We start from the raw sequence: 18,225 nt of genomic DNA on the forward strand, positions 1-18,225 counted from the left end.
ACGAGACCACGACGCTCCGAGTCGTCGGGGGTCGGTGTCGAGATGCAGCGAGGATCGACGAGCTCCACGCTGGATACCTTGACGAAACCCGTCCTGGCGAAAGCGCTCGTCAAGGTGCGCGGATCGCGACATGTGAGTACGTTCCATGTCATGGGCGAGGCTCCCCGGGTCCGGTCAGACTTCGAGCCCGACGATGTTGCTCTCTCGCGGCTCCATGCTCTCGCGTTCGGTTCAACGACATTCACCGTCGCCCCGTGGGGAAAGCGGCTTCGCCACCACAGCCTCACGTGGGCCGGCGCATTTGCCGGTGACGAGCTAGTGGCGTTCGTCCACGTCGTTTGGGACGGCGGCGTACATGGTTTCCTCCTCGACACGGTCGTGCATCCATCCCACCAGCGACAGGGTTTGGGGCGAGCCGTCGTCGCAGCGGCGGTGCGGCGAGCCCGATCGGCCGGCTGCGAGTGGCTGCATGTGGACTACGAGTCGCATCTGGAGGCGTTCTACCGCGATGCTTGCGGGTTTCGACCAACCGCGGCGGGGCTTCTTCGTCTGAGCTGAGCGTGCGTGGCCTGTCCCCCCGCGCCCCAATGTGACCTCGTCGCAACGCGGCAGTAGAAGGCAGTTCAGGGCCCGGTCACGAACCCTGACGTAGGAGCGTCAGCGTTCAGACGCAGGTCTCGAAAGTCGATGACGGCGAGGGGGGCTGCTGCACGAGTAGGTGACATCTGATCTGTGGTGCCGAGAGGTGCCGCTGGAAGGATGTGCACCGTGCCGAAGCCGTATCCCAAGGAGTTCCGCGAGGACGTCGTTCGGGTTGCCAGAAATCGTGAGCCGGGCGTCCACCTCAAGCAGATCGCTGCCGACTTCGGTATCAGCGAATCCTGCCTGACGAACTGGATGAAGACCGCCGACGTCGAGGACGGCATCAAGCCGGGGACGACATCGGCTGAGAACGCCGAGAACCGCGAGTTGAAGAAGCGGATCCGGCTCCTGGAGCAGGAGAACGAGGTCCTGCGCCGGGCGGCTGCCTATCTGTCGCAGGCCAACCTGCCGGGAAAATGATGTACCCGCTCGTCCGCGAGCTGGCCGGCGACGGGATCCCCGTCACGGTGACGTGCCGGGTGCTCAAGATCGCTCGCCAGCCCTACTACCGCTGGCTGGCTGCCCCGGTCACTGATGCCGAGCTCGAGCAGGCATACCGCGCCAATGCTCTGTTCGACGCCCACCGCGACGACCCGGAGTTCGGCTACCGATTCCTCGTCGACGAGGCCCGTGAAGCGGGCGAACCAATGGCCGAGCGGACCGCGTGGCGAATCTGCTCACAGCAGGGCTGGTGGTCGGCGTTCGGCAAGCCCAAGCGCGGCAAGGCCAACAAGCCCGGCCCTCCCGTCCACGACGACCTGTGTGCCGTGACCGACAGGCACGGCGTGATCCGCCATGTCTTCGCCGCTGACGTTCCGAACCAGCTGTGGCTCAGCGACATCACCGAGCACTGGACCGGTGAGGGCAAGCTCTACGTCTGCGCGATCAAGGACGTCTACTCCAACCGGATCGTGGGCTACTCGATCGACTCGAGGATGAAGTCCCGGCTGGCCGTCGCTGCACTCAACAACGCGGTGGCCCGACGTGGTGACGTGGCCAGCTGCATAGTTCACACCGACAGAGGATCCCAGGGCGGAATCAATCGGTCGTCGCAACACCCCGTCATGGAGGTGTTGAGTGGTACGTCGTCAGCAAGCAGCAGATCGAGCGATCCGGCCGAAGCTTCGGTCGCCGGGGCACCCGAAGTTCCAGCGTCATGTCGAGGCCGCGTTCTGGGCCGAGATCGCCAATGGCTTTCTGCCCATCGAGGCCGCCGCGACGGTCGGCGTGGCGCAAGCGGTCGGTCAGCGGTGGTTCCGCCACGCTGGCGGCATGGCGCCGTTCGATCTGACGTTCAAGGCCACAGGCCGGTACCTGTCGTTCGCTGAGCGTGAGGAGATCGCGCTGCTCAAGGCCCAGAACAAGGGCGTGCGCGAGATCGCCCGAGCCATCGGCCGCGACCCCGCAACGGTGTCACGCGAGCTACGCCGCAACGCCGCCACCCGCGCGGGAAGTACCGGCTATCGGGCGTCGGTCGCGCAGTGGAAGGCCGACATGGCGGCCAAGCGCCCCAAGCCCGCAAAACTCGTCGCCAACCCTCGGCTGCATGCCTATGTTCACGAGCGGCTGTCGGGACAGATCAAGACGCCGGACGGCAAGGTCGTCCGCGGTCCGGAGCCACCACGGTTCACCGGCATCAACAAGCCCCACCGCAAGCATCGCGGGTGGTCGTCGGCGTGGAGCCCGGAACAGATCAGTAACCGGCTCAGGGTCGACTTCCCCGATGATGAATCCATGCGCATCAGCCACGAGGCGATCTACCAGTCGCTCTACATCGAGGGCCGCGGCGCGTTGAAGCGCGAGCTGGTCTGGTGCCTGCGCACTGGCCGCGCGTTGCGGGCGCCGCGGGAGCGATCACGGCGCAAGACCTGGGCACACGTCACGCCCGAGACGCTGATCAGCGAACGCCCCGCTGAAGCCGAGGACCGTGCCGTTCCCGGCCACTGGGAAGGCGACCTGCTGATCGGGCTGGAACGCTCGGCGATCGGCACCGTCGTCGACCGCACGACCAAGTTCACGATGCTGGTCCACCTTCCGCGTGAGGAGGGCTACAGGCATAAGGAGACGCCGAGGAACGGCCCCGCATTGGCCGGCTACGGCGCGCTCACGATGAAGGACGCGCTGGCGAGCACTATGTCGACACTGCCGACCGAACTGGCGAGGTCGCTGACCTGGGACCGCGGCAAGGAGATGTCCGCGCACGCCAAGTTCAGTATCGAGACTGGGATCCCGGTGTTCTTCGCTGACCCGCAATCGCCTTGGCAGCGCGGGACGAACGAGAACACCAACGGCCTGCTCCGCCAGTATTTCCCCAAAGGCACCGACCTGTCGTGCTGGTCGGCCGAGGAGATCGAAGCCGTCGCTCACGCCCTGAATACCCGGCCCCGCAAGACCCTCGGATGGAAGACACCCGCCGAGGCGTTCAACGAGCATCTACTGTTGCTCCAACAAGCCGGTGTTGCATCGACTGGTTGAACCTGGTCAGTTCCGCAGCCGCAAATTCGTCCACGCGCTCAACCGTCACGGCATGGTCGGATCGATGGGTCGCGTCGGTGCCGCGGGCGACAACGCCGCCATGGAGAGCTTCTTCAGCTTGCTCCAGAGGAATGTCCTCGACCGTCGCTCCTGGGCCACTCGCGAGGAGCTCCGGATTGAGGTCGTGACCTGGATCGAGAGGACCTACCACCGCCGCCGTCGACAGGCCGCCCTCGGCCGATTGACCCCCATCGAGTTCGAGACCATCATGACCGCGTCAGCCACTCAGGCTGCGTGACCCAACCTGTCACCTGATCGTGCAGCAGCCCCTGTCGTTCATCGCGGGTTGGCGAATTCGATGCCGCAACTGAGCTTGACCCGGGCGAGCCGCTCGACCTCTTCGATGTCGTTGTGTGCGGCGCCCGGCAGGCCAATGGGTCTCCTTGTGGCCACGCCTAACGGCAACGAATGGCAGTTGGGTGTCCGCACGCGGTGTGATCTCGCGTGCGTCCGGGGCTGTAACGGCCTGCCGGTGTGGTGGTCACGTCCCCTCCGGACGGGCAGTTATCAGCACCGTGTACGCCGCCTAGCGTCGAACCGACGACACGAGGAGGATCCGATGGGTCAGTGGTTCGAGACAGTGAACGAGGCGCAACGACGGGCGAAGAAGAGGCTGCCGTCGTCGGTCTACTCCGCCCTGCTCGCCGGGTCGGAGCGGGGAATCTCCTACGACGACAACACGCGGGCGTTCGGCGAGCTGGGCCTGGCGCCGCACATGGCCGGACTCTCGGCCAAGCGTGACCTCGCCACCCGGGTGATGGGCCAGGACATCTCGATGCCGGTGATCATCTCGCCGACAGGGGTGCAGGCCGTGCACCCCGACGGTGAGGTTGCCGTGGCGCGCGCCTCTGCGGCGCGGGGTACGGCGATGGGCCTGAGCTCATTCGCCAGCAAGCCGCTCACCGAGGTGATCGCGGCGAACTCGCAGACGTTCTTCCAGACCTATTGGATGGGCGACCGCGACGCGATGGTCCGTCGGATGAATCGGGCCCGCGACGCGGGAGCGGTCGGGCTGATCGCCACGCTGGACTGGTCCTTCTCGCACGGCCGCGACTGGGGCAGCCCGCAGATCCCGGAGAAGCTCGACCTCAAGGCGATGGCGAAGTTCGCGCCCGAGGTGCTGCGCCGCCCGCGGTGGCTCGCCGACTTCCTGCGCTCCGGTGCCCTGCCCGACCTGAGCGCGCCCAACCTGGCCGAGCCCGGTGGCGAGGCGCCGACGTTCTTCGGGGCGTACGGCGAATGGATGACCACCCCGCCGCCGTCCTGGGAGGACGTGGCCTGGCTGCGTGAGGAGTGGGGTGGGCCGTTTATGCTCAAGGGGATCTGCCGCGTCGACGACGCGCTTCGCGCCCGCGACGCGGGGGTCACCGCCATCTCCGTCTCCAACCACGGCGGCAACAACCTGGACGGCACCCCGGCCCCGATCCGGGTGCTCCCGTCGATCGCGGCCGCCGTCGGTGACGACCTCGACGTGCTGCTCGACTCCGGGATCAGGCGGGGCAGCGACGTCGTGAAGGCGGTCGCCCTCGGTGCCAAGGCCGTGATGATCGGCCGCGCCTACCTCTGGGGGCTCGCCGCCGGCGGCCAGCCGGGCGTCGAGAACGTCCTCGACATCCTGCGCGGTGGCATCGACTCCACGCTGCTGGGGCTCGGCCACTCCTCCATCCACGACCTCACGCCCGACGACGTGATCGTCCCCGACGGCTTCACCCGCACCTTGGGCGTCCCGCGGTCGTGACCCGCGTCGCCCTCGTCACCGGTGCTGCTCGGGGGATCGGCGCGGCCACGGTCCGCGCCCTCGTCGACGACGGCTGCCGCGTGGTCGCGGTCGATGCGTGCCTCGGCGAGGACCATGGATTGCCCGGTGTCGACTACCCGTTGGCGACGCGCGACGACCTCGACCTGCTCGGGTCGTACGGCGACGCGATCATCACGCACGTCGCCGACGTCCGGGACCCCGACGGACTCGGTGCGGCGGCCGACCTCGCACTGGAGCGCTGGGGAAGGCTGGACGTGGCCGTGGCCAGCGCCGCCGTGATGGCCGGCGGTCGGCCCGCGTGGGAGACGACGGCCGCCGAGCTCGAGTCGCTCTGGGCGGTCGACCTGGTCGGCGTGTGGAACACCGCCGTCGTCGCCGTACCCCACATGCTGGCCGGCCCGGACCCGGCGAGCTGCCGGTTCGTCGCGATCGCCTCCGCCGCGGGCAGCCGGGGGCTGTTCCACCTGGCCGGCTACACCGCGACCAAGCACGCAGTGATCGGACTGGTGCGCGGCCTGGCGGCAGACCTGGTCGGGACCGGCGTCACGGCGGTGACCGTCTCACCCGGAGCCACTCGCACCGCGATGCTCGACGCGACGGCCCGGCTCTACGGGCTCGAGGACCCGGCCGACCTGGCCGGCGACCAGCTCACCCGACGCCTGCACGAGCCGGCGGAGGTGGCCGCGACGATCGTGCACTGCTGCTCCGTGGCGGGCGGACTGCTCAACGGCTCGGTCATCGACCTGGGAGGCTGAGCTTGCATCTGGTTGTACCTGTCCGATCGGGCAGGGCGGCCCCCGCACAGTGACGGGCGGAAGTCGCCCGGCCGGCACCTAGGGTGAGGGCGTCCCACCAGTGGGTTCCCGGCTCGCTTCCCTGGGCTACCGTGGAAACGAACCGGGTGAGGAGGTCCTGTGGTGTCTGCCCTGACCCCTTCGCGCCCCCCGGCCCCTCCAGCCCTGGCGAAGTTCCACGCGCCGGAGGTGGTGTTCGGTGCCGACTCACTGGGTGAGGCAGGGTTCGCGGCCATCCGGCTGGGGGCACGTCGACCGTTCCTGGTCACGGACCCCGGCATCGTGGAGGCGGGCTGGCTGGCGACGCTGCTCACCCTGCTCAAGGCCGAGGGGCTCACGCCGGTGCTGTGGACCGACGTCACGCCCAACCCCAAGGACCACGAGGTGCGCCGGGCCTACGAGTTGTATGCCGAAAGCGAGTGCGACGTCATCATCGCCCTCGGCGGCGGCTCGGTCATCGATGCGGCCAAGGGCGTCGCGATCCTCTCCGGCAACGGCGGCGACATCCGCGACTACGCCGGCGTCGACCAGGTGACGCGACCCATCCCGCCGCTGCTGATGATCCCCACGACCTCCGGCACTGGCGCCGACGTGTCGCAGTTCTGCATCGTCACCGACACCGACAGGCACGTGAAGCTGACCATCATGGGCCGAGCCCTGGTACCCGATGTGTCGATCACGGACCCGCGGTTGCTCACGACCATGCCCGAGGACCTCAACGCCGCCACGGGCCTCGATGCACTCACCCACGGCATCGAGGCTTTCGTGTCGCTGGCGCACAACCCGCTCGCCGACACCCATGCGCTGAACGCGGTGGGCCTCGTCTGCCGCAACCTGCGCACGACGATCACCGAGCCGGCCGAGATGACGGCGCGGGCGAAGATGGCGCAGGCCAGCCTGCAAGCGGGCCTCGCCTTCACCAATGCGATCCTCGGCGCCACGCACGCCATGAGCCACCAGGTCGGCGGGCTGCTGGACGCGCCGCACGGCGTGGTCAACGGTGTCCTGCTGCCCCACGTGATCCGCTACAACGCCCGTGCCAGTCCTGACCGCTTCGTCGACCTGGCCCGGTCGGCCGGCATCGCCGCCGACGGCATGCCCGGCGAGGAGGCCGCCGAGCTCCTCGCCCAGCACGTCCGGCGGCTCGCCGACGACGTGGGCGTTCCGCGCGGGCTGCGCGAGCTCGGGGTGTCCGACACCGACATCGACACGATGGCGCACACCACGCTCGACGACGCGTGCCTGACCACCAACCCGCGCACGGCGTCCGAGGCCGAGATCCAGCAGCTGTTCAGGGACGCCCTGTGATGAGGGGCGCATCGTGACGACGCGGCCACAGCAGCCTCCACCGGACCTGGCCACCCTCACGGGGGTCAGGTCCGGCAAGGGCTCCTACTACCGCGCCTACGTCAACTCCGACGAGCGGATGCAGCGCGCCGTACGCGCGATGGACTCGATCTCGCGGGCGCTGGTGCGCACCCACGAGGGGCCTCGCGGGCTGCTCGAGGAAGTGGTGCGGGCGGCAGCCGAGCACCTGCAGGCCGAGTGGACCCTGTTGGCGCTGTCCGACGGGCACCTCAGGGGCGCCCGGCCCCGGTTCCTGGTCCTGGGTCCGGCCGACGGTCCCCACGGGCAGCCGACCGCCGACGACTCCGGCCTGCCGCCGATGGTGCAGCGTGAGCTGGGTGCCATCCGGGCCGGGCACGCGGTGCGCAGCAACGACGACGGCCGATGGGTGCGCGTGCCGATGACGCTCGAGGGTCGGCCGATCGGCTGTCTCGTGGGCCTCCACCAGCTGGCCGTCGACCCCGAACCCGGCGACCTGTCGGTGCTTCGCATCCTCGCCAACCAGGCGGCGGTCTCGCTGCACACCTCGGAGCAGTACCAGGCCAGCATGGCCCTGCACCGTCGAGCGCAGCTCGTGCACGACGAGGCTCGCGCACACGAGCGCGACCTCGAGGTGCGTACCTCCGAGCTCCGGCTCGCTGAGGACCGACTGGTGCTGGCGCACCAGCGCGAGCTCATCGACACGGAGCGGCACCGGATCGCTCGTGAGCTGCACGACTCCGTGGCGCAGTACGTCCTCTCGGCCGGTATGGCCGTCGAAGTGGCGCGCGGCGAGGCGGAGTCCCTGGGTGAACCCGGGGCCGGCATCTCCCATCGACTCGGGACGGCCAAGGAACTCTCCCAGCAGGCGGTCGACCAGCTGCGGCGTGCGATCTATGCCCTGCACCGCACCCCGAGCGACACCGTGGTCGAGCTGCCCGAGCTGCTGCGCGAGGTGGCCGCCCACCACCGGCCCCAGCTCGTGGTCCAGGTCCGGGTCGAGGGCGAGGCCGTGCTGCTGCCGGCCGAGGCCGGGCACGAGGTGGCCAGGGCTGTCGGCGAGGCGATGTTCAACGTCGCCGTACACGCGAAGGCGGAGCGGGCCGTGGTGCGGCTGCGCTACCGGCCAGACCAGGTGCTGGTGTCGGTCGCGGACGACGGGCAGGGCGACCCCAAGGAGCTGAGCCGGCTGCTGCGCCTGGAGCGCGGTCGCTCCGGCGACGGGTCGCACCGCGGCCTCGCCAACATCGAGAGCCGGCTGGTCGAGCTGGGCGGCAGCGTCGCCTTCCGTCGTGCTCGCATCGGCGGAGTCCGCGTCGAGATGCGCATCCCGCTCCCGCTCACACCGCCCGACCGGCCGGGCATCATCGACCAGCTGGTCGCGACCGGGAAGCGGCAACCCGCCGCACTGAAGGCCCACCGAACAAAGGACAGCTCGTGACGACGCTGACACCACCCCAGCACGGCCATGACGTGGAAACGGTGCGGATCATGCTCGTCGACGACCACGCCATCGTTCGCCAGGGCCTGCGCTCGATCCTCGAGCGGGAGCGCGACCTGATCGTGGTCGCCGAGGCATCCACCCCCGACGAGGCGCTCACCGTGATCGGCCGCTCCGCGCCGCACATCGTGCTGCTCGACCTCAAGTTGTCGACCGCGTCCGACACCGAGGGGCTCGAGCTGTGCGCCGAGCTCACGAGCCGCCACCCCGACATCGGGGTGCTGGTGCTGACCACCTTCCTCGACGAGCAGCTGGTGCTCAAGGCCATCCGCGCTGGCGCGCGCGGCTACGTCCTCAAGGACGTCGACACCTCCGGGCTGGTCCGGGCGATCCGCGACATCAGCCGTGGTGAGAGTGCCTTCGACGCGCGGTCGGCGGCCGCGATGGTGCGCGGGCTCAACACCCCGGACCCCGAGGAGTCCCAGCAGCTCACCGCCCGCGAGCGCGAGGTGCTGCGGCTGCTGGCGCGCGGGCTCTCCAACCGCGACATCGGCGTCAAGCTGTACATCTCCGAGACGACCGCGAAGTTCCACGTCGGCAACATCCTGCGCAAGCTGGGCGTCTCCCGGCGCGCCGAGGCCGTCTACGAAGCGACCAAGCTCGGCCTGATCTAACGCTTGTCGATCACCAGCCAGCCGCCGTGATGCTCGTTCACCTCGAACGGTAGCCCGGTCGCGCGGCCCCACGCTGTCAGGTCGTCGAGGCTGATCGTGCGGACGTGGCCCCACGTCTCGTCCGCCTCGTCCTCGAGGGGTACGGCGATGACGACCCGCCGCGCCGCCAGGCGCACCGCCTCGGCGACCACTCGGTCGCCGTGCCCGGCGTCGAGGTGCTCGAGGAGGTGGATGGCCAGCACCGTGTCGGCACTCGCGTCAGGACCGGGGAAGTGCCCGGCATCGGCCGCGACCGTGGTCAAGGAGATGCCGAGGCGCGGCGCCACCCCGGCGAGCAGCCGGCTGGTGCCGGGGGAGAGGTCGCTGGCTGTCGTGCGCCGACCGCTGGCCGCGATGCGGAGCGAGAGAAAGCCGAAGCAGCAGCCCAGCTCGAGCACGCTGCCGGGAGCGAGCAGCTGCTCCGCCCGGGCGTAGACGGGTGCGTAGTTGGCGATGGTGCCGTGCCGATCTGAGCCCTGCGCCACCCCGGTGTGGTCGTCGATGCGCTGCTCGATGCGCGCCATCGAGTTGCGGTAGAAGAGCTCCCAGCTGTCCAGTGCCCCGGACCGCGACGTGCGCACGATGCCGGTGAAGATCCGCTCGAAGACCTCGGGCCCACGCAGCCAGCCCGGACCGAAGAGCTCATCGGCGAGCAGCCCGGCGAGGTCGTCGTCGACCAGCTCGGGCGGCACCCGGTGGCCGACGTGGAGCAGGTCTCGGTCGTTGTGCACGTCGAAGTGCTCGGTGCGGATCGTGTGCAGCGCGCGTCGTGGCGGCACCGGACCCTGCGCACGCACCTCCACGACCTCGTCGACATAGGCCCCGTCGAGGCAGGCCTGGAGCGGGTCGATGGGGGCCGAGGTCGCGGCCTCGGTCATCAGCCGACCTCGGACATCGACATGGTGACCCGGTCGAGACCGGTCAGGTTGCGCACCACCTGGACGCGGCTGCAGTACTCCGCATAGGCGGGGAGATCGCAGCGACCCAGTCCCCACGAATAGCGCGGTTCCGGGGTGAGCCAGACGGTCTCGCGGGCCCGCCGCGTGATCTCCTCGAAGACCGACAGTCGCGGGTCGTTGCCGTTGCCCCGGCCGTCGCCGAGGACGATCACGGTCGTACGGCGGGTGACGGCGGAGCCGAACTGCTCCAGGAAGTCCTCGAACGCGGATCCGTAGTCGGAGTCGGCATCGACGTCGAGCACACCACCGGCCGGCAGTCCGGACATCACGAGCGAGAGCGCCTCCTCGGGGTGGTGCTCGGCGAACAGGTCGGTGATCTCCACGAGGTCCTTGACGAACGCGAAGGTGCGCACCGACGAGGCCAGCGACTGCAGGCTGTGCACGAGCTGCAGGGTGAAGCGCGCCGCCGAGCGCACCGAGAGCGAGACGTCGCAGAGCACCAGCAGCTTGGGCCGGTCCTCGACCTTGCTGACGGTGACCGGTCGGAACGGGACGCCGTCGTACTTCATGTTGGCGCGCATGGTGCGGGCGCCGTCGACGACGCCACGCGCGGCGGCCTTGCGACGCGGACGCGGCGCGCCACGCAGCGACCTCAGCAAGCGGCGCAGGGCCTCTTCCAGCTCGGCCCGCTCGTGCTCGTGGATCCGCTCGGTCTGGGCTGCCCGGATCTCGCGCTTCTCGATCTCGTGCTCGACCGCCATCAGCTTCTCGAGGTGCTGCTTCAAGCGCTCGGGCAACCCGGCGAGGAAGGGTGCGAGTGCCGCGCGCAGGGCTTCGAGCGTCGCACCGCGGTCCTCGTCGACATCGGGCAGGGCGTCCTCGAGCCAGCTGAGCAGTGCCATCTCCTGGGCCACGGTGAGCTCGACGTCGAGCTCCATGCCAGGGCTGCGGATGAGGTCGCCGGGGGAGCCCGGGTTGTGCATCCGGTGCGTGGAGATCTGCACGCGCGCGGCCTCGCCGGCACTGCCCTCGGTGTCGTTGGAGAGCACGATCTCGTCGGTTAGGGCAGCGATGTCGATCTTGTTCGCCTCCTGGTGGAGGTTGTACTGCTGCGCCATGTCCTCCGGCTTGAAGAACTCCTTGATGTCGTCCGGCTTGCCGTGCGAGTGACCGTCCTCGGGGATGTCGCCGGGCTCGTCGGAGAGCGTGAACTGCTCGAGCTCGCCGTCATCGGTCAGGTCGTCGTGGCTGTGGCCGTGGCCGACCTCGTCCTCGAAGACCGCTCGCAGCCCGAAGAACAGGTCGAAGACGCGATCGAAGGTGTCCAGGTCGCGACGGTCCTTGATCAGACTGACCATGAGCGCCGATCGAAGCACCTCGCGCTCACCGAGCACGCCGGCCTGAGCGACGGCGTGCATCGCGTCGATCGCCTCCGCCGTGCTCACCCGCACCCCGTTGAGGCGGAGGAACCTGATGAAGCGATGGACTGCCCCCTCCATCGGATCAGACCGGACGCTTGCGGGCAGAGCGCGCAGCGAACGAGCGCTCGCCCTGGCTGGCCGTGACCGTCTTGACCGCGGGTGCCTCGTCGGACTTCCCGGGACCGCCGTAGTTGTCACCGTGGCGTCCGGGCCTGTCCTTGGCGGCGCGGACCTCCTTGCCGTCCACCTCGGCGTCACCGTCGTCGTGACTGTGGTCGCCGTCCGCGCCGTGTCCGTGTCCGTGGCCGTGTCCGTGTCCGTGGTCGTTCTTGGACGGCACCTTCGCATTCGGGTCGACCAAGGTGGGGATCGCGGCCAGCGCCTTCTTCAGGTCACGTTCGTACTTCACCACCACGTTGAGGGTCTGTGACAGCACGTCGGCACTCAGCTCGCTGACCCCGAGCACGGCCAGCGTGCGGGCCCAGTCGATGGTCTCGGAGATGCTCGGTGCCTTGCGGAGCTCGAGCGCGCGCAGACCTCGCACGATCTCGATGAGGCGGACGGCCAGCGCCTCACTGAGCCCGGTGTCCTTGGAGTTGATGATCTCCAGCTCGCGCTGCGCCTCGGGGTAGTCGAGGAAGAGGTGGAGGCAGCGGCGCTTGAGTGCGGCGGACAGGTCGCGGGTGTTGTTGGAGGTGAGCACGACGTACGGCAGTTGCTCGGCCTTCACCGTGCCGACCTCGGGGATGGAGATCTGGAACTCCGACAACAGTTCGAGCAGCACGGCCTCGAGGGCCTCGTCGGCGCGGTCGACCTCGTCGATCAGCAGCACGACGGGTTCGTCGGAGTCGATCGCTTCCAGCAACGGTCGGGGAGCGAGGAAGCGCTCCGAGAAGAAGACGCTGTCCTGCTTGGCGATCCGCTCGACCGCCTCGTTGAGGTCGGCGGCGTCCTCGACGACCTGGCCGATCTTCTCGCGCAGGATCTGGGTGTAGAGCATCTGCTTGCCGTAGTCCCACTCGTAGAGGGCCTTGGTCTCGTCCTGGCCCTCGTAGCACTGCAGCCGGATCAGCCGCCGGCCGGTGACGGCGGCGAGGCTGGTCGCGAACTGGGTCTTGCCCACGCCGGCCGGGCCCTCGAGGAGGACCGGCTTGCCCAGGCGGGTCTGGAGGAACACCGTCGTGGCGAGACGGTCGTCGGCGAGGTAGCCGGCTTCGCGGAAGCGCTCGAGGGCATGGGCGACGTCGTCGAACTCGCCTTCGCCGGCAGCATTGCGCGGATCCGTGTTCACTTGGCGCTCCCTCGAACGTGGTGGGGATGGGGTCCGGACCGGGCAGCACGGCGATCGCTGCCCGGTCCGGCGTACAGGGGCGAACCCGGCCTCAGGAAAGGAGGTCGTCCAGGTCACCGTTCATGCAGTGCTCGATGACGGGGCGAACCGTCTCGAAGGTGCACTCCTTGGCGTTGCCCGGGGTGCAGGCGTCGCCGAGGACGTGGTTGGTGATGCGGTCCACGTCCTCCTTGTCACCGGTGATCACCTTGGCGTTCTCGTAGAACTTCGTCGGGCCCTGGCCCAGCCGGTTCTTCGAGTAGCTGTCGGCGGTGATGTCGGTGAACTTCTCCGGGATGCCCACGTCGCGCAGCAGCCGGATCGAGGCGGCGAGCGCCGCATCGGCTGCCTGCGGCTTGGTCATGCCGCGGGTGTCGACGCCCATCGCCTCGGCGATGTCGGCGAAGCGGCCGTACGCCGCCGACATGTTGAACGCCCACACACGCGGCAGCGCGATGGCGTTGTTCAGGCCGTGGTGCGTGTCGTAGAACGCGCTGATCGCGTGCGACGTCGAGTGGATGATGCCGAGACCACCGGAGTTGAACGCCTGGGCGGCGATGTACTGCGCGTACATCATGCCCTCGCGTCCGGCGAGGTCCTGGCCGTTCCACACCGCTGCCCGGAGGTGCTCCGACGTCAGTTTGATGGCGTGCAGTGCGTTGCCGAGCGACGGCTGGAAGTTGATGCGGGAGACGTACGGCTCGCTGGCGTGCGCGAGCACGTCGAAGCCGCACTGGGCGGTGTAGTCGACCGGGCAGTCGAAGTAGAGCACCGGGTCGTCGATCGCCAGGGAGGTGACTGACGCGTCGTCGAAGGCGACGTACTTGTGCGGGTTGTCCGGGTCGGTCGTGGTGTCGGTGATGACGTAGGCCCACGAGGTCTCCGAGCCGGTGCCGGCCGTGGTGGAGACCGCGATGTGCGGCGGGTTCTTCGGGTTCTCGGACATGTTGAAGCCCTCGAACTCGTTGACGTTGCGACCGTCATGGGCCACCGAGACACGAGCGCCCTTGCAGGCATCGTGCGAGGAGCCGCCGCCGATGGAGACGAACGAGTCGCACTCGTTCTCCTGATACATCGCCACGGAGTCCATGACGTTGTAGTCTTTCGGGTTGGACTCGACCTTGTCGTAGACCACGACCTCCAGGCCGTGGTACTTCATCGACTCCACGATCTTGTGCACGATGTCGGTGCCGCGCAGGCCCGACGTCATGACGAGCGTCTTGCGGAAGCCGAGCTTGAGTGCCTCCGGCCCGATCATCTCGTGCGCGCCGGGTCCCATCAGGGCCCGAGGGAACGGGTGGAACTCCTTGATGGGGAACGGTTTGAGCAGTTCGTCGACCTGCACGGATGACCTCCTGGAGACGGATATCTGACTGCTCCGGACGCTAGGTCCGCCACGGGGCCGCGGCCAGACGAGGATCCGCATACGGGTCGGTGGGTCAGGAGTCGACCTGACCATCAGGGCAGGTCCGGCCCGCTGAGTGAGGGGTGCGCCGCCACGGCGTGCTTCCTAGCGTGGAAAGCGACCCACCAGCCATCTCGACCCGGAGGTATCGCCATGACCGACCCGAACCAGGACCCCACTCCCGAGACCAAGACCGCCGCCCTCGCCGAGGACGAGCTGGTCGAGGAGGTCTCCATCGACGGCATGTGCGGCGTCTACTGATGATCGACGGCGAAGCCTGGCAGCTGAGTCCGTCGGTGGAGTTGCGACCGGAGCCCTTCGGGGCGTTGGTCTACGACTTCTCGACCCGACGCCTCAGCTTCCTCAAGACCCTGCGCCTGCTCGACGTCGTCCGCCGCCTCGACGGGACGACAGACGTCGGTCACGCGCTGGAGTCTGCGGGAGTGGGCGAGGGGGAGCGCGCCGGCTACCTCAAGGCCCTCGACGGGCTCGCCGCCAACGGCGTACTGATCAGGAGCGCACCATGACCGCGACATTGACCGAGACCCCGCCGCCCGCCGTCGGTCGCCTCATCGACCAGTTCGAGCTCGGCCTCGACGCCCCGATCTGCCTCACCTGGGAGCTCACCTACGCCTGCAACCTTGCGTGCCTGCACTGCCTGTCGTCCTCGGGTCGCCGCGACCCCGACGAGCTGGACACGGAGGAGGCCAAGGCCCTCATCCGCGAGTTCGAGCGGATGCAGATCTTCTACGTCAACATCGGCGGCGGAGAGCCCACGGTGCGTCCCGACTTCTGGGAGCTCCTCGACTACGCGGTCGAGCACCACGTCGGGGTGAAATTCTCGACCAACGGCTTCCGGATCACCAAGGAGCGGGCCGAGAAGCTCGCGGCCACGGACTACATCGACGTACAGATCTCGCTCGACGGCGCGACCGCCGAGGTCAATGACGCGGTCCGCGGCCAGGGCACCTACGACGCCGCCATGAAGGCGCTCGCCAATCTCCAGGCAGCCGGCATGCAGGACTTCAAGATCTCGGTGGTGTGCACGCGTCACAACATCGACCAGCTCGACGAGTTCAAGGCGATCGCGGACAGCTTCGGCGCCCAACTGCGGCTGACGCGGCTGCGACCGTCGGGTCGCGGTGCCGACGTGTGGGACGAGCTGCACCCGCTGCCGCACCAGCAGCGCCAGCTCTACGACTGGCTCGTCGCCAACGGCGAGAAGGTGCTCACCGGTGACTCGTTCTTCCACCTTGCGGCGTACGGCGATCCGTTGCCCGGCCTCAACCTGTGTGGCGCCGGCCGCGTGGTCTGCCTGGTGGACCCGGTCGGGGACGTCTATGCGTGCCCGTTCGCGATCCACGACAGGTTCAAGGCCGGCAACATCCGTGACCTCGGCTTCGACCACGTCTGGAAGCACGCGCCGTTGTTCGAGGAGCTGCGCAGCCCGCAGACCGGCGGTGCCTGCGCGAAGTGCTCGGCCTACGACAACTGCCGCGGTGGCTGCATGGCGGCCAAGTTCTTCACCGGGCTGCCGTTGGACGGTCCGGACCCGGAGTGCGTCAAGGGCAACGCCGAGGAGGCGTTGGCGAGCCTGGACCGCGGCGCGCTCCCGGGCTCCAGTCAGGACCACTCCCACACAGGCACGGTGCGCAACGCACCCGTCGGACTCACGCTCGGGGCGACCCGGACGCGACCGACGAGCGCGTGCGACGAGAGTCCGGTCGCAGGGATGGTCTGAGATGGGTGCGAGCTCGGCCGGCGAGCCCAGTCGACGCCTCGGCCTCGGCGGGGCGCGCTGGCCAACGATCGAGGGCGACCCGCCGCTGGTGCTCGTACCCATCGGATCGCTCGAGCAGCACGGCCCGCACCTCCCGCTGGCGACGGACTCGATGCTGGCGTGTGCAGCGACCCGGGAGGTCGCCGTACGACTGGATGCTGCTGGTGTGCGCGTGCTGGTGGCGCCCGCTCTTGCGTATGGCGCCAGCGGCGAGCACGAGGACTTCCCTGGGACCATCTCGATCGGCCACGAGGCGCTCTACCTGCTGCTGGTCGAGCTCGGCCGGTCGGCCTGTCGGTGGGCCAAGGGGCTCGTCTTCATCAACGGCCACGGCGGCAACGTGCCCACGGTCGTGAGCGCGGTGACCACCCTCCGCGACGAGGGTCGCCCGGCGGCTTGGACAGGGTTCGGGGTGCTGGGTGGTGACGCGCACGCGGGCCGCACGGAGACCTCCCTGCTACGCAACCTGGCGCCGTGGACCGTGCGTGTGGACCTTGCCGAGGCGGGGGCCACCGAGCCCATCGATCAACTGATGCCGCGGCTGCGAAGCGTCGGGGTCCGCACAGTCTCGCCCAACGGCGTCCTGGGCGACCCGACCGGGAGCTCGCCGGAGGAGGGTCGACGGCTCTTCGAGGTGCTGGTGAACCGGCTGCAGGGCGAGTTGACCGATCTCGACGTCGGCAGCGACGGCCGACTGGGTCGTCCCGAACGCAGTACCGTCGGATCGTGAACCTGCCGGCCGGCTTCGGAGTCCGCCTCTCGTCGCGGACGAAGGTCTGTGACGGCGGCCGGTCACTGGTGGGCGGCAGCCGCGGCTCGGTGCTCTACCTCAGTGACGTGGCCGCTGACCTGCTCGACGGCGGCGCGGTCCTGCTTGCGACGAGCGGCGACGGCACCACGCTGGCCCGGTCGCTCCTGGATCGTGGCTTCGCCGACCCGTGGTGGCCGAACCCGGCAGGGCCGGACAGCCAGGTCCTCGACGTCACGGTCGTGGTGCCGGTGCGCGACCGGGCGCAGGACCTGACCTTGTTGCTCGAGGCGCTGCCGTCGTCGGTGCCGGTCGTGGTGGTCGACGACGGGTCGCGCGATCCCGGGCAGGTCGCTCGCGTCGCTCGTGCGTACGGCGCTTCGCTGGTCGTCCACGACGTCAACCGCGGTCCGGCGGCCGCCCGTAACTCCGGCCTGCGCCACGTGACCACGCCCTTCGTCGCCTTCTGCGACTCCGACATCGTCCCCGACCCCGGCTGGCTGGCGACGCTGCGCCGGCATCTCGACGACCCGGCGCTGGCGATGGTCGCGCCGCGGGTGCTGGGTCCCGAGCGTCGCCCCGGTGACAGCTGGGTGGAGCGCTACGAACAGGCGCGGTCCTCCCTCGACCTCGGCCCCGAGCCGGCAGCTGTGCGTCAGCAGGGCGTCGTTGCCTACCTCCCGAGCGCCTGTCTGGTCGCGCGCGTCGCCGTACTCGCCCGGCTCGGGTCCGGCCCCTTCGACGAGGCGCTGCGCTGCGGTGAGGACGTCGACCTGGTCTGGCGGCTGCTCACCGCAGGCGCGAGTGTTCGCTACGAGCCGGCGGCCACCGTCCGGCACCGGCACCGCGCCCGGCTGGGGGAGTGGCTCGGACGCAAGGCCTTCTACGGCACGTCGGCGGCGCCGCTGGCGCAGCGCCACGGCTCGGCGGTCGCGCCCCTCGTGATCTCGCCCTGGTCCGCCGTGTTCGCGGCCGCCCTCCTCGCCCAGCGCCGCTGGTCCGTCCCGGTCGCGCTGGCCTCGGCTGCCGTCGCGACGGCTGGCACCTCCCGTCGGCTGGGCCGCAGTGAGCGTCCCGTTCGCGCGGCGGCGATCCTGACGCTGGAGGGCAGTGTCGCCGTGCTGTGGCAGACGGGCGCCGCGTTGACCCGCCACTACTGGCCGCTCGCGGCCCTGGCCGCCACCCGGTCACGCCGCGCCCGGCGCGCACTGGCCGTGGCCGCGGTGGTCGACGGACTGGTCGACCGGCGACGGGTCGGGGCCGACCTGGATCCCGTCCGCTACGTGCTGGCGCGACGGCTCGACGACCTGGCCTACGGGAGCGGCGTCTGGCTCGGCGCCGCCCGGGCGCGTTCCTTCGACGCGTTGCGCCCCGACGTACGCCTCTCTCGTCGCCGATGAATCACGGTGCAACCTCGTCGAACCTCCGGCGC

16 protein-coding genes and 2 pseudogenes are annotated in these 18,225 nt (G+C 69.5%); 14 read left to right on the top strand and 4 right to left on the bottom strand.

What is annotated here, in order from left to right; translation table 11 throughout:
• The first annotated feature begins 78 nt into the window (after positions 1 to 78).
• From Q1B24_RS09835 to Q1B24_RS09875, 9 genes and pseudogenes are all read left to right on the top strand, one after another.
• Entirely contained in the window at positions 79 to 558 is a 480-nt protein-coding gene (locus Q1B24_RS09835; RefSeq protein WP_299927062.1) for a GNAT family N-acetyltransferase, read from the top strand.
• A gap of 201 nt (positions 559 to 759) precedes the next feature.
• Positions 760 to 1,673, top strand: a pseudogene (locus tag Q1B24_RS09840) (IS3 family transposase); the annotation flags it as partial.
• A 241-nt stretch (positions 1,674 to 1,914) separates the two neighbouring features.
• Positions 1,915 to 3,117: an IS30 family transposase gene (locus Q1B24_RS09845; RefSeq protein WP_232820091.1), complete on the top strand. Its 1,203-nt coding sequence runs from the start codon at positions 1,915 to 1,917 to the stop codon at positions 3,115 to 3,117.
• 7 nt (positions 3,118 to 3,124) lie between these two features.
• Positions 3,125 to 3,415, top strand: a pseudogene (locus Q1B24_RS09850) (integrase core domain-containing protein); the annotation flags it as partial.
• Positions 3,416 to 3,736: 321 nt separating this feature from the next.
• The gene (mftD, locus tag Q1B24_RS09855) at positions 3,737 to 4,915 is read left to right on the top strand and encodes a pre-mycofactocin synthase MftD (RefSeq protein WP_207083557.1); all 1,179 of its coding nucleotides are present in this window, start codon (positions 3,737 to 3,739) and stop codon (positions 4,913 to 4,915) included.
• Positions 4,912 to 5,691, top strand: a complete 780-nt coding sequence (locus Q1B24_RS09860) for a mycofactocin-coupled SDR family oxidoreductase (RefSeq protein WP_299927079.1) — start codon at positions 4,912 to 4,914, stop codon at positions 5,689 to 5,691. Before mftD ends, Q1B24_RS09860 begins: the two co-directional genes overlap by 4 nt.
• A gap of 162 nt (positions 5,692 to 5,853) precedes the next feature.
• A complete protein-coding gene (locus Q1B24_RS09865) occupies positions 5,854 to 7,038 on the top strand; it encodes an iron-containing alcohol dehydrogenase (RefSeq protein WP_299927083.1) in 1,185 nt (394 codons plus the stop codon).
• A gap of 13 nt (positions 7,039 to 7,051) precedes the next feature.
• Positions 7,052 to 8,497, top strand: a complete 1,446-nt coding sequence (locus Q1B24_RS09870; RefSeq protein WP_299927086.1) for a histidine kinase — start codon at positions 7,052 to 7,054, stop codon at positions 8,495 to 8,497.
• 50 nt (positions 8,498 to 8,547) lie between these two features.
• On the top strand, positions 8,548 to 9,171 hold the full coding sequence (locus tag Q1B24_RS09875; RefSeq protein ID WP_207085326.1) for a response regulator transcription factor: 624 nt from the start codon (positions 8,548 to 8,550) through the stop codon (positions 9,169 to 9,171).
• Here the strand turns inward: Q1B24_RS09875 and mftM are convergent.
• From mftM to mdo, 4 genes are all read right to left on the bottom strand, one after another.
• Entirely contained in the window at positions 9,168 to 10,088 is a 921-nt protein-coding gene (gene mftM, locus Q1B24_RS09880) for a mycofactocin oligosaccharide methyltransferase MftM (RefSeq protein WP_207083554.1), read from the bottom strand. The two genes, Q1B24_RS09875 and mftM, sit on opposite strands and share 4 nt — an antisense overlap.
• On the bottom strand, positions 10,088 to 11,554 hold the full coding sequence (locus Q1B24_RS09885; protein ID WP_242532627.1) for a VWA domain-containing protein: 1,467 nt from the start codon (positions 11,552 to 11,554) through the stop codon (positions 10,088 to 10,090). Before Q1B24_RS09885 ends, mftM begins: the two co-directional genes overlap by 1 nt.
• A gap of 58 nt (positions 11,555 to 11,612) precedes the next feature.
• Positions 11,613 to 12,821 (bottom strand): MoxR family ATPase, encoded by a 1,209-nt coding sequence (locus Q1B24_RS09890; protein WP_299927103.1) that lies wholly within the window; start codon positions 12,819 to 12,821, stop codon positions 11,613 to 11,615.
• Positions 12,822 to 12,912: 91 nt separating this feature from the next.
• Positions 12,913 to 14,205, bottom strand: a complete 1,293-nt coding sequence (gene mdo, locus Q1B24_RS09895) for an NDMA-dependent methanol dehydrogenase (protein WP_207083552.1) — start codon at positions 14,203 to 14,205, stop codon at positions 12,913 to 12,915.
• A 213-nt stretch (positions 14,206 to 14,418) separates the two neighbouring features.
• Here mdo and mftA point away from each other — a divergent pair, with 213 nt between their 5' ends.
• Genes mftA through mftF form a run of 5 tightly spaced genes read left to right on the top strand, consistent with a single transcriptional unit; the run spans position 14,419 to position 18,193 of the window.
• Entirely contained in the window at positions 14,419 to 14,526 is a 108-nt protein-coding gene (mftA, locus tag Q1B24_RS09900) for a mycofactocin precursor MftA (protein ID WP_207083551.1), read from the top strand.
• A complete protein-coding gene (mftB, locus tag Q1B24_RS09905) occupies positions 14,526 to 14,792 on the top strand; it encodes a mycofactocin biosynthesis chaperone MftB (protein WP_207083550.1) in 267 nt (88 codons plus the stop codon). The genes mftA and mftB overlap by 1 nt, the downstream gene beginning before the upstream one ends.
• Positions 14,789 to 16,006, top strand: coding sequence for a mycofactocin radical SAM maturase (gene mftC, locus Q1B24_RS09910; protein WP_207083549.1), 1,218 nt, complete (start codon positions 14,789 to 14,791; stop codon positions 16,004 to 16,006). Before mftB ends, mftC begins: the two co-directional genes overlap by 4 nt.
• A 1-nt stretch (position 16,007) precedes the next feature.
• Positions 16,008 to 16,775, top strand: a complete 768-nt coding sequence (gene mftE / locus Q1B24_RS09915; protein WP_299927121.1) for a mycofactocin biosynthesis peptidyl-dipeptidase MftE — start codon at positions 16,008 to 16,010, stop codon at positions 16,773 to 16,775.
• The gene (gene mftF / locus Q1B24_RS09920) at positions 16,772 to 18,193 is read left to right on the top strand and encodes a mycofactocin biosynthesis glycosyltransferase MftF (RefSeq protein ID WP_299927124.1); all 1,422 of its coding nucleotides are present in this window, start codon (positions 16,772 to 16,774) and stop codon (positions 18,191 to 18,193) included. The genes mftE and mftF overlap by 4 nt, the downstream gene beginning before the upstream one ends.
• Positions 18,194 to 18,225: the final 32 nt, after the last annotated feature.

The sequence above is a fragment of the uncultured Nocardioides sp. genome (assembly GCF_947488025.1).
Classification (GTDB): domain Bacteria; phylum Actinomycetota; class Actinomycetes; order Propionibacteriales; family Nocardioidaceae; genus Nocardioides.